Genomic DNA, 17,003 nt, shown 5'->3' with positions numbered 1-17,003 from the left:
AAGCCGCACACCCTCTGAGCAGTCGGATTGGCTGCACTCCACCATGGTTCTGTTCAGGGGTACCAGGAAAACACGCCGGAGACTGTGAGGAGTCGACGGCCCGCTTTCGTGGGTTGGCTTCGTAAGGTCGCTACATGACCGTTTTGGATGAGGCGCCGGGTGAGCCGACTGACGCGCGCGGACGCGTGGCCGAACTGCACGAGATCCGTGCGCAGGCGGTGGCCGGACCGAGCGAGAAGGCGACCAAGGCGCAGCACGCCAAGGGCAAGCTGACCGCGCGGGAGCGCATCGAGCTTCTCCTCGACCCGGATTCCTTCCGCGAGGTCGAGCAGCTCCGCCGGCACCGGGCCACGGGCTTCGGCCTGGAGGCCAAGAAGCCGTACACCGACGGTGTGATCACCGGCTGGGGGACGGTGGAGGGCCGGACGGTCTTCGTCTACGCCCATGACTTCCGGGTCTTCGGCGGCGCGCTGGGCGAGGCCCACGCCACGAAGATCCACAAGATCATGGACATGGCCATCGCGGCCGGGGCTCCTCTGGTCTCCCTGAACGACGGCGCCGGCGCCCGCATCCAGGAGGGCGTCTCCGCCCTCGCCGGCTACGGCGGCATCTTCCAGCGCAACACCAAGGCCTCGGGCGTGATCCCGCAGATCTCGGTGATGCTCGGCCCGTGCGCGGGCGGCGCGGCCTACAGCCCCGCCCTGACGGACTTCGTGTTCATGGTCCGCGAGACCTCGCAGATGTTCATCACCGGCCCGGACGTAGTCAAGGCGGTCACCGGCGAGGAGATCACCCAGAACGGCCTCGGCGGCGCCGACGTGCACGCGGAGACCAGCGGCGTCTGCCACTTCGCGTACGACGACGAGGAGACCTGCATCGCGGAGGTGCGCTACCTCCTCTCGATGCTCCCGCAGAACAACCGCGAGAACCCGCCGCGCGCGGAGGCCACGGACGCGGTGGACCGCCGCTCGGACGTGCTCCTGGACCTGGTCCCGGCGGACGGCAACCGGCCGTACGACATGGCCAAGGTCATCGAGGAGATCGTCGACGACGGCGACTACCTGGAGGTCCACGAGCGCTGGGCGCGGAACATCATCTGCGCGCTGGGCCGGATGGACGGCCAGGTCGTCGGCATCGTCGCCAACCAGCCGCAGGCGCTCGCCGGTGTCCTGGACATCGAGGCCTCCGAGAAGGCGGCCCGCTTCGTCCAGATGTGCGACGCCTTCAACATCCCGATCGTCACTCTTCTGGACGTCCCCGGCTTCCTGCCGGGCGTGGACCAAGAGCACGGTGGGATCATCCGCCACGGCGCGAAGCTGCTCTACGCGTACTGCAACGCGACCGTGCCGAGGATCTCGCTGATCCTGCGCAAGGCCTACGGAGGTGCGTACATCGTCATGGACAGCCAGTCCATCGGTGCGGACCTCACCTACGCCTGGCCGACGAACGAGATCGCCGTCATGGGCGCGGAGGGTGCGGCCAACGTCATCTTCCGCCGCCAGATCGCCGAGGCCGAGGACCCCGAGGCCATGCGGGCCCGCATGGTCAAGGAGTACAAGTCCGAGCTGATGCACCCGTACTACGCGGCGGAGCGTGGCCTGGTCGACGACGTCATCGACCCCGCCGAGACCCGCGAGGTCCTCATCAAGTCCCTCGCGATGCTCCAGACCAAGCACGCCGACCTGCCTTCCCGCAAGCACGGCAACCCTCCGCAGTAACCTCGCGGACATCTCTCTCACGGAGACTGACACCCATGGACACCCCTGACATCCGCGTCGAGAAGGGCCACGCCGAGCCCGAGGAAGTCGCCGCCATCACGGCGATCCTCCTGGCCCGCGCCGCCGCCCGCCCCACCGACCCCACCCCGACGCACCGCGGCCGCGTAAAGGCCGGCTGGCGCCGCCTCGAGCGCGAGCCGGGCTTCCGCGCCCCCCACAGCTGGCGCTGACCCCAGCACCCGAAGAGGCCCCTCCACCCGGAGGGGCCTCTTGTCTTTTGTTTCAGGGGCGCGGGGAACTGCGCGAACAACCACCCACAACCCGCACCCGGCAACGCAACAGCCCCCGGCAGCCCAGAGGCCGCCGGGGGCTGTCCCACAGCAAGAAGCTAACGAAGCCGTGCCATCAACGCATGCTCGACCAGCGTGATCAACGCCGACTTCGCATCCGCCCGATGCCGCGCATCCGTCGTGATGATCGGCGTGTCAGGCCCGATCTGCAGAGCCTCCCGCACCTCGTCCGGGTTGTACGGCTGCTGCCCGTCGAACCCGTTCAGCGCGATCACGAACGGCAGACCCGAGTTCTCGAAGTAGTCGACCGCCGGGAAGCAGTCGGCGAGACGCCGCGTGTCCACCAGGACGATCGCGCCGATGGCGCCGCGCACCAGGTCGTCCCACATGAACCAGAAGCGGTCCTGGCCGGGTGTGCCGAAGAGGTACAGGATCAGGTCCTGGTCCAGGGTGATACGGCCGAAGTCCATGGCCACCGTGGTGGTGGTCTTGTCCCCGGTGTGGGTGAGATCGTCGATGCCCGCCGAAGCGGACGTCATGACGGCCTCGGTACGCAGCGGGTTGATCTCCGAGACGGCCCCGACGAACGTGGTCTTGCCCACGCCGAAGCCACCCGCCACCACGATCTTCGCTGAGGTGGTGGAGCGGGAAGGACCGCCGCTAGAGCTTGCGAAGTCCACTGAGCACCCTTTCGAGCAGTGTCACGTCTGGCTGGCCGCCGGCGTTCTCGTCGCCGCCGGGCTGATGGATGGCGACCAGTCCCGCCTCCGCCAAGTCGGCGACGAGGATCCTGGCCACGCCGAGAGGGATCGTGAGGAGCGCCGAGATCTCGGCGACCGACTTGATTTCCCGGCAGAGGTTGCAGATCCGCTGATGCTCGGGCAACTGGCCCTGCATCTGGTGCGGCTGCGCAGTGGTGTGCACCAGCGCCTCGATGGCGAGCTGGTAGCGCGGGCGGGTCCGGCCACCAGTCATGGCGTACGGACGCACCAGCGGGTTGTTCGACGCCCCGGCGGGCGCCGGCTCGGGGGTGCGGCGCTGCGGCTGCACAGGCTGGATACGCGGGGCCGGTGGCTGGTCGTACGGCGACGGGCCGGGGCCCTGCGGCGCGTATGGCTGCCGGTGGCTCGGTGTGGAGGGGAAGTTGTAACGGTTCGGGTTCTGGGCACCGTCGTTCTGGCCCTGGGCAGGGCCGTACGACCAGTTGCCCGAAGACGAACCGCCTGGGGGTGTTGCCACTTTCTCCTCCTCCGACTGTGCCTGGCACCCATCGCTGTGGAGCCGCGTCCCGAAACTTTACGGCCACGGGACGCCAAAACGCACCGTCCGTCCGTTAGTTGAGCAGGCTCCCCTGGAGCTCCGCACGAAGGTCCGGTGTCAGGACCGTACCGGCTCGGTCGACCAGCAGTGCCATCTCGTACCCGATGAGACCGATGTCCGCCTCGGGATGTGCGAGAACCGCGAGCGAAGAACCGTCGGATACGGACATGATGAAGAGGAATCCCCGCTCCATCTCCACAACCGTCTGGTTCACAGCGCCTCCCTCGAAGATCCGGGAGGCGCCTGCCGTCAGGGACGTCAGACCGGAAGCGACGGCCGCGAGCTGGTCGGCGCGGTCGCGGGGGAAGCCTTCGGACATAGCCAGAAGGAGTCCGTCGGCGGAGACCACCACCGTGTGGGACACCCCCGGGGTGTTGTCCACGAAGTTGGTGATCAACCAGTTCAGGTTCTGTGCCGCCTGGCTCATCGGGCTCACACTAACGCTCCTGGTTGTAGGTGCTGTCAGGACCGAAGCCCTGGCCGTTCGTTTCACTGCCTGCGTTGCGTCCGCGTTCCACGCCGCGACGCAGGTTGCTCAGCCTGCCCCGGACGTCCTCCGGGGCGCGGGAGACCTGTGGGCCTCCCTGTTGGGTGCTCTCGGCGGCACCCTCGATCAGGTTGGCCTTGGGTACCCGCCTCGGCAGGCCGGAGGAGGTGACCCCGCCCGCCCTGGGCTTCCGGAGCTGCGATGCCTGCTGCCACCGCTCGTCGTTCGCCGAGCGCCAGTCGCTGCCGCCGTTGCTCTCCGGGGTGGAGGCCTCAGGCTCCTGGCCCATGTGCCGCGCGCCGCCCGTGCCGTTCGCACCGCTCGCAGTGGATCCGCGGCGGGGAAGCCCCGCGTCGGTCATCGAGGGGGCGGCGGAGTGGGCCGGTCCCGGACGGTCGAAGCCTACGCGGTCCTGCTCACTTGCGTCAGCGGCCTGCGCAGATTCCGTTTTCTGGGCCTGAGAAGGGTACTGGCTCGGGTAGCCGTTCTGGTAACCGTCCTGCTGCGGCCAGTCGTCCTGGTGACGCCGCTGCTCGAACGCGGCGAAACCGCCCTGCCCGCCCGCACCCTGCGCCGGGGGTTCCTCCTGAGCCGGCTCCGCATAGGAGGGCTCCGGGTAGCCGCCGTTCGGCGAGAAGGTGTCGTTCTGCGGCATGCCGCCGTTCGGCGCGTAGTACTGCTCGTCGTACGCGGGGCGCTGCGGCTCCTGGTACGCCGTGTGCCGCTGCTCCTCGTACTGCGCCTGCTGGTCCTCGTACGTCGCCTGACGGTCGTACGCGGAGGGCTGCTGCTGGGGGTAGCCGGTCTGGCCCGTGTCGTAGGCCTGGCCGGTGTCGTAGCCCTGCTGCCCGTTGAAGTCCTCGGGGTACGCGTGCCCCTCGTCGGGGTCCTGCGGGTTCCGTCCGGGCAGGGCGGGCTGATCGTGCGACTGGGACTCCAGGGCCGCCCTGCGCTCCTCGCGCATCAGGGAGCGGCCGACGGGGTCCAGCTCACGTATGTCGTCCGGGACCTCGGAGTAGCGGCTGTCGTCGAAGCCGAGCTCCGCAGCCGTGCGCATGGGCTGGCTGAAGTTCTCGCCGCCGTAGTTCTGCTCCGGGATGATCTGCGAGACGGTGAACTCGTCGCGGTCCACGTGCTGCTCGCCGCCACCGCCGTGGGTGATCGCGTCGGGCAGCATGACCAGCGAGGTCGTACCGGCCTGCTCGCCCGAGGGGCGCAGCTGGACGCGGATGCCGTGCCGGTCGGACAGCCGGCCGACCACGAAGAGGCCCATGCGCTGCGAGATCGCGGCGTCCACGGTCGGCGGGTTGGCCAGCTTGTGGTTGATGTCCGCGAAGTCCTCGGCGGTGAGGCCGATGCCCTTGTCGTGGATCTCGATCATGACCCGGCCGTCTGGGAGACGGGTGGCGGTCACGCGAACCTTGGTCTGCGGGGAGGAGAACGTCGTGGCGTTCTCCAGCAGCTCGGCGAGCAGGTGCACGAGGTCGGTCACGGCGCGGCCGTGGATCTCGGCCTCCGGAACACCGGACAGCTCGATGCGCTCGTACTGCTCCACCTCGGAGGAGGCGGCGCGCAGCACGTCGACCAGCGGCACCGGCTGGTCCCAGCGGCGGCCGGGCTCCTCGCCGGCGAGGACCAGGAGGTTCTCGCCGTTGCGGCGCATGCGGGTCGCGAGGTGGTCCAGGCGGAAGAGGTTCTCCAGCTGGTCCGGGTCGGCCTCGTTGTTCTCCAGGTCGGTGATCAGGGTCAGCTGGCCCTCGATCAGCGACTGGTTGCGCCGCGACAGGTTGGTGAAGATCGCGTTGATGTTGCCCCGCAGCAGGGCCTGCTCGGCGGCGAGCCGGACGGCCTCGCGGTGGACCTGGTCGAAGGCGCGGGCGACTTCGCCGATCTCGTCGGTGGTGGTGATCGGGATGGCCTGGACACGGGTGTCGACGCGGCCGGGGTCGGTGCGCGAGAGCTGGTCGACCAGCATCGGCAGACGCTGCTCGGCGATGCCGAAGGCGGCGTTGCGCAGCTGGCGCATCGAGCGGCTCATCTGGCGGGCCACCGCGCCGGCCAGGATGAAGGCGAGGAGCAGGGCGACCACGACGGCGGCACCGGTGATGTAGGCATCACGCTGGGCGTCGTCGGCGATGTCGGAGGCTTCGCTCACGGCCTTGTCGGCCATGTCCGCCTCGATCTTCTCGTACGCGTTGAACTTGAGCGTGTTGACCGCCCACCAGTTCTCGGCGGTGACGCCCTTCTCGCCGAGTGCGGCACGGGCGCTCGGGTCGGTGCTCGGGAGCGTCGCGACGGCCGAGACCATCGTCGTCGGGTTGGACGGCGGCGGGACGTAGTCCGGGTTCTTGGCCTTGGCCTCCCGGGCCATCGCGGCGCCGTCGGTCTTCATCTTGGCCTCGGCGGCCTTGAGCTTGGCAGCGTCCTGCTCCGTACCGCCGCCGATGTACTCCTCGATCGCGATGCGCTCGAGGTAGGCGTACGAGGACAGGGCGATGCGCTGGCTGGCCAGGTTGCCGTCGTCCGGGCCCGGCTTGACCAGGATGTGCATGCCGATGGAGCGCTGCAGCGACAGGGCCGCCTTGGTGAGCTCGATGGCGTACACGGTCCGGCCGTAGCTGGTGATGTTGCCGGTGCCCAGGCCCAGCTCGTTGGCGAACTCCGTCAGCGGGTGGGCGACCTCGACGTAGCCCTCCTCGGTCTGCACACCCTTGAGCTTGGAGGTGTACGCGACCTGGCGCAGGGTCTGCAGCTTCGGCTCCGCCTCGCGGAACAGCTTCAGACGGCGCTCGAGGCCGGGCTTGGCCGGCATGCTCTGGGCCGCCGTGTCGAAGGCGTCGGCGGCCTCGTCGGTGGCCTTGCGGACCTGGGTGACGGTCGCCTTGTCCTGGGCCGTCTGGGCGCTGCCCTTCAGCAGGGGCGCCGCCGAGGTGTCGCGCTCGTTGTAGAGGGCGTTGGCATACAGCAGGGAGGCCCGCACCAGGCGCGCGGTGTTCTGCGCGTCCTCGGCCTCCTGCCAGGTGTCGATCGAGCTCTTCACCTGGAAGCCGCCCATGACGAGGCCGACCAGCACGGGTATGAGCAGGATCGCGTTGAGCCTGGTCGCCACGCGCCAGTTGCGCGGGGAGAGACGGCCGCTGCTCTCGGCGGCCGCGGCCGTCGGCTCCGAACCGGGCACGGGGGCGGGCGCCGCTGTGCGCGGCGGCGGGGTGAAGTTGCCCCGGGCCGACGGCTCGGGACTGTTCTTGCTTCGCCTCACTCGACCAACAACCTCTCGGCGGTCGGCACCAACGTTGTGCCGCAGTGTCTCAGCGCCCAACACTCCATCGACGGACGAGTACGTCGTTGACTATTGGGCAGTTCAGGCATTCCAGCACGACGACCTGCGCTCTTCCAAACAGTCCGGGGCGCCGATTCAGAGTGATGTAAGCCCCAGATAAAACGGTCATAAAGAGCGAGCCCCGCCAAAAGGCGGGGCGATTGTGCGCGCAGCGAGACCGGATGTGCGCGACGCGTGGCCGTACCACCCGATTCCTCTGCCGAAACGTTATGAACACCTTGGCCGACCGTGTCAAAGGACACAGTCGGATCCGGTGTATCTACGACAACTGCCGTATGGCGCTCTTGAATTGGGTGCTACCTCAGCCGTGCCATCAAAGCGTGCTCGACCAGCGTGATCAGGGCACTCTTCGCATCGGCGCGGTGGCGGGCGTCCGTCGTGATGATCGGGGTGTCCGGCCCGATCTGCAACGCCTCGCGCACCTCCTCGGGCTGGTAGGGCTGCTGGCCGTCGAAGCCGTTCAGCGCGACGACGAAGGGCAGGCCGCTGTTCTCGAAGTAGTCGACGGCCGGGAAGCAGTCGGCCAGCCGGCGTGTGTCCACCAGGACCACCGCGCCGATGGCGCCGCGCACCAGGTCGTCCCACATGAACCAGAAGCGGTCCTGGCCCGGCGTACCGAACAGGTACAGGATCAGGTCCTGGTCCAGGGTGATACGGCCGAAGTCCATGGCCACCGTGGTGGTGGTCTTGTCCCCGGTGTGGGTCAGGTCGTCGATCCCCGCGCTGGCGGAGGTCATCACGGCCTCCGTGCGCAGCGGGTTGATCTCCGAGACGGCACCGACGAACGTGGTCTTGCCCACGCCGAAGCCACCCGCCACCACGATCTTCGCGGACGTGGTGGAACGACCCGCGTCAGAGCTTGCGAAGTCCACTGAGCACCCTTTCGAGCAGTGTCACGTCCGGCGCGCCGGTGGCGTCGTCGCCGCCCGGCTGGTGGATCGCGACGAGACCGGCCTCCGCGAGGTCCGCGACGAGGATCCTGGCCACACCCAGCGGCATGTTGAGCAGCGCCGAGACCTCGGCGACCGACTTCACCTCACGGCACAGGTGGCAGATGCGCTGGTGCTCCGGCAGCAGCCCCATGAGTGCCGCGGGGTCCGCGGTCGTGCTGATCAGAGCCTCGATGGCCAGCTGGTAGCGCGGCCGCGTCCGGCCGCCGGTCATGGCGTAAGGCCGTACCAGCGGCTGATCGCCCTCGTCCTCGTACGGCTCCGCGTACGGATCATGAGAGGCGGGGGGCGGGGTCATGGGTCCTCCGGGCGGGACAGCAAGTCGGTCAGTCGAGCCGTCTGACGGGGCCTGTGTGGGGTGTGTGGCGGCCGGACGGTGATGTGGTGAGACGGGTGTTGCCGGGGCCGATCAGTGGAGCAGACTGCCTTGGAGCTCAGCTCGCAGGTCTGGGGTGAGGACCGCGCCCGCGCGGTCGACCAGGAGCGCCATCTCGTAGCCGACGAGGCCGATGTCGCATTCAGGGTGTGCCAGGACGGCCAGCGACGAGCCGTCCGAGACGGACATCAGGAAAAGGAACCCACGCTCCATCTCTACGACCGTCTGCGCGACGTCGCCCCCCTCGAAGATCCGGGAGGCGCCTGCCGTCAGTGACGTCAGGCCGGAGGCGACGGCCGCGAGCTGGTCCGCGCGGTCGCGTGGGAAGCCCTCCGACAGCGCCAGAAGGAGACCGTCGGCGGACACGACGACGGTGTGGGACACCCCGGGGGTGTTGTCCACGAAGTTGGTGATCAACCAGTTGAGGTTCTGTGCCGCCTGGCTCATCGGACTCAACTAACGCTCCTGCTGGTGAGAGGGTCGAGGGAAGCTGCCGGTCTGGGTGGACCCGGCCTGACGACCCTGTGCGATACCGCGACGGAGATTGGTCAGCCGGCCCCGGACGTCATCGGGCGCCCGGGAGATCTGCGGACCACTCTGCTGCTGCGGTTGTTGCTGCGCCGTGCCCGCGACGAGGTTTGCCCGGGGCACCCGGCGAGGCAGGCCGGAGGTGGTGACACCGCCGGCGGCGGGCTGGCGGACGCGCTCGGCCTGGCGGCCGAGATCGTCGTTCGGCGAGCTGCGCCAGCCGGCGGGTGCGGACGACCGCTGCGGACCGGTGGGTCCCTGCGGTTGCTGCGAGGCCGGAGCCGAGCCGTTGTTCTGCGGCTGCTGCTCCTGCTGCTCCTGCTGTTCCTGCTGGCCGTGCTGGCCGTGGAACCAGTTGGTCTCGAGTGTGTCGTACAGCGGCGTACGTCCGTCGCCCGGGCCGGACGCCGGCGGCAGGGCCTCGGGCTCCTGCCGTGCGGGCCGGGCCTGCGGGGCAGGCGGCCGCGGTGCGCCGAAGTCGGACCCGCCCCGGCCGCCGTTGACCTGCGGCCGCTCGAACTGGCCCGTGCCACCGGGGTCGGCCGGAGTGGCCGGACCCGGAAGGGTGGGCCGACCGGAGCCGCTGTCCTGACGCGGTGCGGGGTACTGGCCGGTGGAGCCGTTGTCCTGGCGGGGCGCCGGGTACTGGCCGGTCGACCCGTTGTCCTGACGCGGCGCGGGGTACTGGCTGCCGCTGTTGTCCTGGCGGGGCGCCGGGTACTGGCCCGTGGAGCCGTTGTCGTAGGACTGCGGGGCCTGCGGGGCCGGGAACTGGCCCGTCGTGGACGATGGGTCGCGGCGGCCGGCCGGGGCGCCGAAGACGTCCGGGCGGACGAACTGACCCGGGTCCTGCGATCCGTTCGTGCCGGAGGCGAACTGGTCCGGGTGCTGGGGGCCGCCCATCCCGAAGTCGCCCGGCGAGCCGGGGCCCTGCCGGTCGTCGTCACGCGGCACGGCCGGGATCTCCGCCGTCGCGCCCGGGCCCTGGCGGTCGTCGATCCGAGGCATCTGAGACGTACGGGAGACGTCCGGCTCCTCGTGACCACGCGGGGCGTCCAGCGAGGCACGGGGCACCGGCGGCTGGGCGTTCTCATCGCTCCAGCTCGGCACGCGCGGCTGCGGTTCGCCACCGGGCAGCTCGGCCCGCGGACCGCCGCGCGGCGGCAGCTGAGGCCGACGGCCCTGGCCCTGCTCGGCGTTGCCGCCCGGGCGCTGCTGGCCACGGCCACCGAAGGCTTCCTGGCCCTGCGGCCCGTTCGTGCCCGCGGCCTGCAGGCCCTGCGGGGCACCCGGGGCCTGCCCGAACCCGGCACCGGCCGGAGCCGGACGGCCCTGCGGGGGCGCGGAGGGAGGGCCCTGGTCGAACAACGACGGGGACTTGTCGGGACCCTGAGGTCCGCGCGCTCCGCCCGGCGCTCCCTGACGGCCGCCGTCCGCGTCCCGCCCGGGCAGCGCGGCCCGCGGGCTCTGGCCCGGACCGAGCCGGCCCCCGCCGGACGCACCGGCACCGAAGGCACCGCCACCGGAGGGACCCGCACCGAGAGCGTTGCCGCTTTGGCCGGCACCGGCGCCACGCCGGGCCGCGGCCACACCGGCGGCGGCCTGCGCGGCGGCCGGACCGCCGCCTCCGAGCGGCGGCTGGCCGGGCTGCTTGGGCTGGGGCTTCCTGCCGCCCTGGGCGACATCGACGGGCAGCATGACCAGCGCGGTCGTACCACCGGAGTCGGACGGGCGCAGCTGGATGCGGATGCCGTGCCGCTGCGACAGACGGCCGACCACGAACAGACCCATGCGGCGGGAGACGGAGACGTCCACCGTCGGGGGAGAGGCGAGCCGCTCGTTGATCGCGGCCAGGTCCTCAGGCGACAGACCGATACCGGTGTCGTGGATCTCGATCAGCACACGGCCGTCGGGCAGCGCGTGACCGGTGACCTTGACCTTGGTCTGGGGCGAGGAGAACGAGGTCGCGTTCTCCAGCAGCTCGGCGAGCAGGTGCACGAGGTCGTTGACGACCCGGCCGGCCACTTCGGTGGTCGGCACGGAGGCCAGCTCGATGCGCTCGTACTGCTCCACCTCGGACGCGGCGGCGCGGAGCACGTCGACCAGCGGGACCGGGCGGGTCCAGCGGCGGCCGGGCTCCTCACCGGCGAGGACGAGGAGGTTCTCACCGTTACGGCGCATACGAGTGGCGAGGTGGTCGAGCTTGAACAGCGAGGACAGCTGGTCCGGGTCGGCCTCGCGGGACTCCAGTTCGGAGATCAGCGACAGCTGGCGCTGGATCAGACCCTGGGAGCGGCGCGAGAGGTTGGTGAACATCGCGTTGACGTTGCCCCGCAGCAGGGCCTGCTCGGCGGCGAGGCGGACCGCCTCGCGGTGCACGTCGTCGAAGGCCGCGGCCACCCGGCCGATCTCGTCCCGGGAGTGCACACCGACCGACTCCACGGACGTGTCGACGTCCTGCGGGTCGGACTCGGACAGCTGCTTGACCAGCTCGGGCAGCCGGTCGGAGGCGACCTTGGTCGCGGTCTCCTCCAGGCGGCGCAGCGAGCGGATCATGGAGCGGGCGACGACGAAGGCGCCGACCAGCGACACACCGAGCACGATCAGGATCAGCGCACCGGAGATGATCGCGTCGCGCTCGGTGGCGCTGCGCAGCTCGCGGGCCTTCTGTTCCATCTCCTCGAGCAGCGTGTGCTCGATGTTCTTCATCTGCTGGATCTTGGTGGAGCTGTCGTCCAGCCAGTCGCGGTAGGACCGCTTGTCCTGCTGGGCGAGACCGCTCGCGGAGACCAGGGCACGGCCCGCATAGGTGTCGGTGGCCTTGATCGTGGAGTTGCCGCCGTCCTCGATCGGCTTCAGCAGCTCGGCGGCGGCGTCCTCGCCGTAGATGCTCTTGAAGCTGCGGATCTCGGACTTCTGGCTCTCCAGCGACGACTCGGCGTAGAGCCGGTCGTTCGGCGAGAGCTTGCCGGTCGTGGTGTTGCTGGCGGGCAGCGCCGCCGCGAGGGCCGCGCGCTGGATCGAGGAGTACTCCTTGGCGGAGGAGAAGGCCGCCAGGGCGCGGGTGCGCTGGATCATGTCCGGGTTGCTGGTCGCCTCGGCCATGTCCTGGGAGAGGTCGACCAGGTTCTCGATCAGACGGTGGTACGCCTCGATCGTCTGCGTGGAGTTGCCCTCGGAGGCGTAGGCGCTCTTGCGGATCTGCGCCAGGTCGCCCAGCTCGCCGGCGAGCTGGATGAGGTACTCGCGGACGCCCTTGAGGTTGCCTTCCTTGCTGGCGCTGTCGATCTCCTCGGAACTGTCGAGGAAGTTCTTCATCGCCCGGTCGGTCTTCTCACGCAGACCCTTGACCGTGAAGTCGGTCGCCTTGCCGCCGTGCGCGAGCGGGCCGGCCGACTGGTCGCGCTCCTCCTGGAGCGCGGCCGACAGCTCGGTGGCCTGCTTGGTCATGTCCGTCAGCAGCTTCATGTTGTCGAGCTGCTGGATGTCGTCCATGGACTGGTTGATACGCAGCGCGCCCAGCGAGGTGGCCGCGACGACCGGGAGAGCGAGCAGCGAGACCAGTCGGGTGGAGATGCGCCAGTTGCGCAGGGCTATTCGCGGGCCGGGGCCGGTGGGGCCCGTCGGCGGCTTCAGCGCCGGGGACGGGCTCGCGGCGCCCGAGGGGGCCGATGTACCGGACCGCCCGGAGCGCTCGCCGCCGTCGCCGGCCGAGCCCGGGTTCTGGGCGTGCTGGGGCGCGGGGCCACCCTTCATGGGGCCAGTCCCGCCGTGCGGCTCCGGCTCCGCCGAAGCGCTGCCATCCCTCTTGAAACGTCCCTGCACTAGCGTCGCAACCTCTGGACCAGGCACCCCGTCGCGGTAAGCGGCGGGGCACGGTGTCGGCGTTCTGGGGACGCCCTGAGTACGCCCCCGTGGTGGTCGTGAGTGACCGGCGCTGGCTCCCCCTTCTCGCCGCCGCTCGGCGCGTCTGTGCGCCCCCTGTGCGCCGGCTCGATCCTGCGGCGGTCCGTGAGATTCCAGCACAGCACAGGATCTCCAACAAGGCCCGTATGCCAGGCCGTGACATAGGTGACACCACGTGAGGGCCGGATCACCGGACGTAGAAAATGAGTTCGTCCATTTCGGACGTAAGCCCGCGAGTCGTCAATACCCGACGGGTGTCCCAGTCGCCATGATCAGGAGCGGAATGAGGGCTTCAGTGGGGTGATGTCCGTTTCGTGGGGGTGGGGCATGAGCCCCGATTGACCGATTCGCCCCCTGATTCGTGAGGAAACTCACATGCTGATCATGGTCCCTCCGCGATTGCGCCGGGAATCCCATGTTTAGCCTGACGCTTTACAGCGATGGCAAAACCGACAACCCGCGCCCGGCGCGAGGTCCATGGACCCGCCCGGCGCCGTCACAGGACAGGGTGCAAGTAAACAGTGAAGACGACGACGATGTTCCACAAGATCGCAAACCCGCGACGCACGACGCTGGCGCACTTGGACGACGCCGACGAACTGCAGACGCCGGAGCAGCCGGAGCACCGCGTCGAACTCCCCGCCCAGACCGCCAACCCGAAGCGCACCATCCTCACCGAGGTCCCCGCCGCGGCCGCCGCGGCCGCGGTGTGACACCAGGTAGTACGCGCACCGGCCGCCGACTGCTCAAGGCGGCAGGACCCGAACATCGAGGGCGCCCTCCGACGACGGGGGGCGCCCTTCACCATGAGCGCGGCGCGGACACCTGCCCGCGTTAGCCTGGAGCGTCAGACTCCAGCCGCTTCAGTCAAGGGGCCAAGCATCCCGTGCGCATCGCCAGATTCTCCATCGACGGGAACGTCGCCTTCGGCGCCATCGAGGGCGAAAAGCAGGACGAGCTCGTCCTGGACATCATCAAGGGCATCCCGTTCGCGGACTTCGAACTCTCCGGTACGAAGGTGCCGGTGAGCAAGGTCAGGCTGCTGCCGCCGGTGCTTCCCAACAAGGTCGTGGCCTTCGGCCGCAACTACGCCGAGCACGCCAGGGAACTCGGCAACGAGGTCCCCGACGCCCCCTTCGCCTTCTTCAAGCCCTCCACCTCGGTGATCGGCCCCGGCGACGACATCCAGTACCCCTCCTTCTCCGAGGAGGTGCACCACGAGGCCGAGCTGGCCGTGGTCATCGGCCGGATGTGCCGCGAGGTCCCGCGCGAGCGCGTCAAGGACGTGATCTTCGGCTACACCTGCGCCAACGACATCACCGCCCGCGACGTCCAGAGGCGCGAGAAGCAGTGGGCCCGGGCCAAGGGCTTCGACAGCTCCTGCCCGCTCGGCCCCTGGGTGGAGACGGACCTGGACCCGGCCGACCTCACCATCCAGCTCACGGTCAACGGCCAGCAGCGCCAGCTGGGCCGTACGAGCGAGATGATCCACTCCATCGAGGACCTGATCGTCAACATCTCCGAGGCCATGACGCTGCTCCCCGGCGACGTGATCCTCACGGGCACCCCGGCTGGGGTCGGCCCCCTGAACGTCGGCGACGAGGTCGCCGTCACCATCGAAGGCATCGGCACTCTCACCAACAAGGTTGTCAAGCGTGGCTAGCGCACCCGGCACTCCCGTACGCGTCCGTTTCTGTCCGTCGCCCACCGGTAACCCGCACGTGGGCCTGGTGCGCACCGCCCTGTTCAACTGGGCGTTCGCCAAGCACCACCAGGGCACTCTGGTCTTCCGCATCGAGGACACCGACGCGGCCCGCGACTCCGAGGAGTCGTACACCCAGATGCTCGACTCGATGCGCTGGCTGGGCTTCGACTGGGACGAGGGCCCCGAGGTGGGCGGCCCGCACGCGCCGTACCGCCAGTCGCAGCGCATGGACCTGTACAAGGACGTCGCGGCCAAGCTGCTCGACGCCGGCCACGCCTACCGCTGCTACTGCTCCCAGGACGAGCTCGACACCCGCCGCGAGGCCGCCCGCGCCGCCGGCAAGCCCTCCGGCTACGACGGCCACTGCCGCGAGCTGACCGACGCCCAGGTCGAGGAGTACAAGGCCCAGGGCCGGGAGCCGATCGTCCGCTTCCGGATGCCCGACGAGACGATCACCTTCACGGACCTGGTCCGCGGCGAGCTGACCTTCACCCCGGAGAACGTCCCGGACTACGGCATCGTCCGCGCCAACGGCGCCCCGCTCTACACGCTGGTCAACCCGGTCGACGACGCGCTGATGGAGATCACCCACGTCCTGCGCGGCGAGGACCTGCTCTCCTCCACCCCGCGCCAGATCGCCCTGTACAAGGCGCTGACCGAGCTGGGCATCGCCAAGGAGATCCCGTCCTTCGGCCACCTGCCGTACGTCATGGGCGAGGGCAACAAGAAGCTGTCCAAGCGCGACCCCCAGTCGTCCCTCAACCTCTACCGGGAGCGCGGCTTCCTCCCCGAGGGCCTGCTCAACTACCTCTCCCTGCTCGGCTGGTCCCTCTCGGCCGACCAGGACGTCTTCTCGATCGACGAGATGATCGCGGCGTTCGAGATCTCCGACGTGAACCCCAACCCGGCCCGCTTCGACCTGAAGAAGTGCGAGGCCATCAACAGCGACCACATCCGCCTGCTGGATGTGAAGGACTTCACGGAGCGCTGCGCCCCGTGGCTCCGGGCCCCCTTCGCCCCCTGGGACCCGGAGGCCTTCGACGAGGCGAAGTGGCAGGCCATCGCGCCGCACGCGCAGACCCGCCTCAAGGTGCTCTCCGAGATCACCGACAACGTCGACTTCCTGTTCCTGCCGGAGCCGGCGGTGGACGAGGCCAGCTGGACCAAGGCCATGAAGGAAGGCTCGGACGCCCTCCTGCGCACCGCCCGCGAGAAGCTGGAGGCCGCCGACTGGACCTCCGCCGAGTCTCTGAAGGAGGCCGTCCTGGCCGCCGGTGAGGCCCACGGCCTCAAGCTCGGCAAGGCCCAGGCCCCCGTCCGTGTCGCCGTCACCGGCCGCACGGTCGGCCTGCCGCTGTTCGAGTCCCTGGAGGTCCTGGGCAAGGAGCAGACCCTGGCCCGGATCGACGCGGCGCTGGAGAAGCTGGCGGCGTAACGCACCACCCACCACGAGGGCGGCGTCCGCTTCGGACGCCGCCCTCGTCGTGCCCGCCCAGCCGCCACCCGGAGTTCACCCTCCCGGCCAACTCCGGCTCCCCGCCCGGGACGGCACCACCGCCACCGGCGCCGGGCCCCTCCGGCGGCTACGGGCACGATGACCCTGGGCTGAGCCCGGGGCGCGGTGGGTACGGTCGGACCATGAGCATCCAAGCCGTGGTCTGGGACGTCGACGACACCCTCTTCGACTACACCACCGCCGACCGCCTCGGCATGCGCGCCCACCTGACGACCGAAGGCCTGCTCGACGACTACGACACCGTCGACCAGGCCCTCGCGCGCTGGCGGGAGATCACCGACCTGCAATGGGCGCGCTTCGCGGCAGGGGAGGCCACCTTCGAGGCCCAGCGGCGCGACCGCGTACGGGTGTTCCTGGGCCGGGAGCTGACCGACGCCGAGGCCGACGCGTGGTTCCAGCGGTACCGCGCCCACTACGAGGAGGTCTGGACCCTCTTCCCGGACGTCCTGCCGGTCCTCGACGCCCTCGCCGCCAGCCACCGGCACGCCGTGCTCTCCAACTCCAGCATCCACGTCCAGGACCACAAGCTGCGCGTCCTCGGCGTCCACGACCGTTTCGAGAGCATCCTGTGCGCCGCCGAGCTCGGCGTCTCCAAGCCCGAGGCCGGGGCGTTCCTCGCCGCCTGCACGGCCCTCGATCTGCCGCCGCACCAGGTCGCCTACGTCGGTGACCACCCGGAGATCGACGGGCGGGGCGCCGCCGACGCCGGGCTGCTGTCGGTGTGGATCGACCGCGGCGGCATGTACGCCACGATCGAGCCGCCCGTCGGTCCGCACCGCATCGCCTCCCTCGCCGAACTGCCCTCACTGCTCGGCCCGGATAGTCGTTTTGGAGCCCCGTCCACCTTCAGGTAATGTTCTTCCTGCG

At 69.9% G+C, this 17,003-nt stretch carries 14 protein-coding genes; 6 read left to right on the top strand and 8 right to left on the bottom strand.

From position 1 onward, the window contains the following. Positions 1-134 precede the first annotated feature (134 nt). Complete coding sequence (locus tag OG542_RS11580; RefSeq protein ID WP_184598588.1) at positions 135-1,718, top strand: acyl-CoA carboxylase subunit beta; 1,584 nt, start codon at positions 135-137, stop codon at positions 1,716-1,718. 35 nt (positions 1,719-1,753) lie between these two features. Further along, positions 1,754-1,948, top strand: coding sequence for an acyl-CoA carboxylase subunit epsilon (locus OG542_RS11575; protein WP_020271460.1), 195 nt, complete (start codon positions 1,754-1,756; stop codon positions 1,946-1,948). A gap of 158 nt (positions 1,949-2,106) precedes the next feature. Here OG542_RS11575 and OG542_RS11570 read toward each other — a convergent pair whose 3' ends face one another. The 8 genes from OG542_RS11570 to OG542_RS11535 form a co-directional block, all read right to left on the bottom strand. After that, a complete protein-coding gene (locus OG542_RS11570) occupies positions 2,107-2,688 on the bottom strand; it encodes a GTP-binding protein (protein ID WP_009314218.1) in 582 nt (193 codons plus the stop codon). Then, entirely contained in the window at positions 2,669-3,247 is a 579-nt protein-coding gene (locus tag OG542_RS11565; protein ID WP_184598587.1) for a DUF742 domain-containing protein, read from the bottom strand. The genes OG542_RS11570 and OG542_RS11565 overlap by 20 nt, the downstream gene beginning before the upstream one ends. 94 nt (positions 3,248-3,341) lie before the next feature. Further along, a complete protein-coding gene (locus tag OG542_RS11560) occupies positions 3,342-3,755 on the bottom strand; it encodes a roadblock/LC7 domain-containing protein (protein WP_003993185.1) in 414 nt (137 codons plus the stop codon). 10 nt (positions 3,756-3,765) lie between these two features. Then, complete coding sequence (locus OG542_RS11555; RefSeq protein ID WP_328410427.1) at positions 3,766-7,074, bottom strand: sensor histidine kinase; 3,309 nt, start codon at positions 7,072-7,074, stop codon at positions 3,766-3,768. 377 nt (positions 7,075-7,451) lie between these two features. Further along, positions 7,452-8,027 carry a GTP-binding protein gene (locus tag OG542_RS11550; RefSeq protein WP_104781463.1) on the bottom strand — a complete coding sequence of 192 codons (576 nt, stop codon included), beginning with the start codon at positions 8,025-8,027 and terminating at the stop codon, positions 7,452-7,454. Continuing rightward, positions 8,008-8,403, bottom strand: a complete 396-nt coding sequence (locus OG542_RS11545; RefSeq protein ID WP_053668780.1) for a DUF742 domain-containing protein — start codon at positions 8,401-8,403, stop codon at positions 8,008-8,010. Before OG542_RS11545 ends, OG542_RS11550 begins: the two co-directional genes overlap by 20 nt. A 111-nt stretch (positions 8,404-8,514) precedes the next feature. Next, complete coding sequence (locus OG542_RS11540) at positions 8,515-8,928, bottom strand: roadblock/LC7 domain-containing protein (protein ID WP_030231800.1); 414 nt, start codon at positions 8,926-8,928, stop codon at positions 8,515-8,517. A 9-nt stretch (positions 8,929-8,937) separates the two neighbouring features. After that, the gene (locus OG542_RS11535; protein ID WP_328410425.1) at positions 8,938-12,834 is read right to left on the bottom strand and encodes a sensor histidine kinase; all 3,897 of its coding nucleotides are present in this window, start codon (positions 12,832-12,834) and stop codon (positions 8,938-8,940) included. Between the two features lie 602 nt (positions 12,835-13,436). Between OG542_RS11535 and OG542_RS11530 the strand changes: the two genes are divergently transcribed. The 4 genes from OG542_RS11530 (at position 13,437) to OG542_RS11515 (ending at position 16,990) form a co-directional block, all read left to right on the top strand. Further along, positions 13,437-13,628, top strand: coding sequence for a hypothetical protein (locus OG542_RS11530; protein ID WP_328410423.1), 192 nt, complete (start codon positions 13,437-13,439; stop codon positions 13,626-13,628). Positions 13,629-13,801: 173 nt separating this feature from the next. After that, positions 13,802-14,578, top strand: a complete 777-nt coding sequence (locus tag OG542_RS11525) for a fumarylacetoacetate hydrolase family protein (RefSeq protein WP_328410421.1) — start codon at positions 13,802-13,804, stop codon at positions 14,576-14,578. Continuing rightward, a complete protein-coding gene (gene gltX, locus OG542_RS11520; protein ID WP_328410419.1) occupies positions 14,571-16,055 on the top strand; it encodes a glutamate--tRNA ligase in 1,485 nt (494 codons plus the stop codon). Before OG542_RS11525 ends, gltX begins: the two co-directional genes overlap by 8 nt. Positions 16,056-16,258: 203 nt before the next feature. Further along, positions 16,259-16,990 (top strand): HAD family hydrolase, encoded by a 732-nt coding sequence (locus tag OG542_RS11515; protein ID WP_311127909.1) that lies wholly within the window; start codon positions 16,259-16,261, stop codon positions 16,988-16,990. Positions 16,991-17,003 lie beyond the last annotated feature (13 nt).

The sequence above is a fragment of the Streptomyces violaceus genome (genome assembly GCF_036014075.1).
GTDB lineage: Bacteria > Actinomycetota > Actinomycetes > Streptomycetales > Streptomycetaceae > Streptomyces > Streptomyces violaceus.
This window is presented reverse-complemented; position numbering and strand designations above follow the sequence as displayed.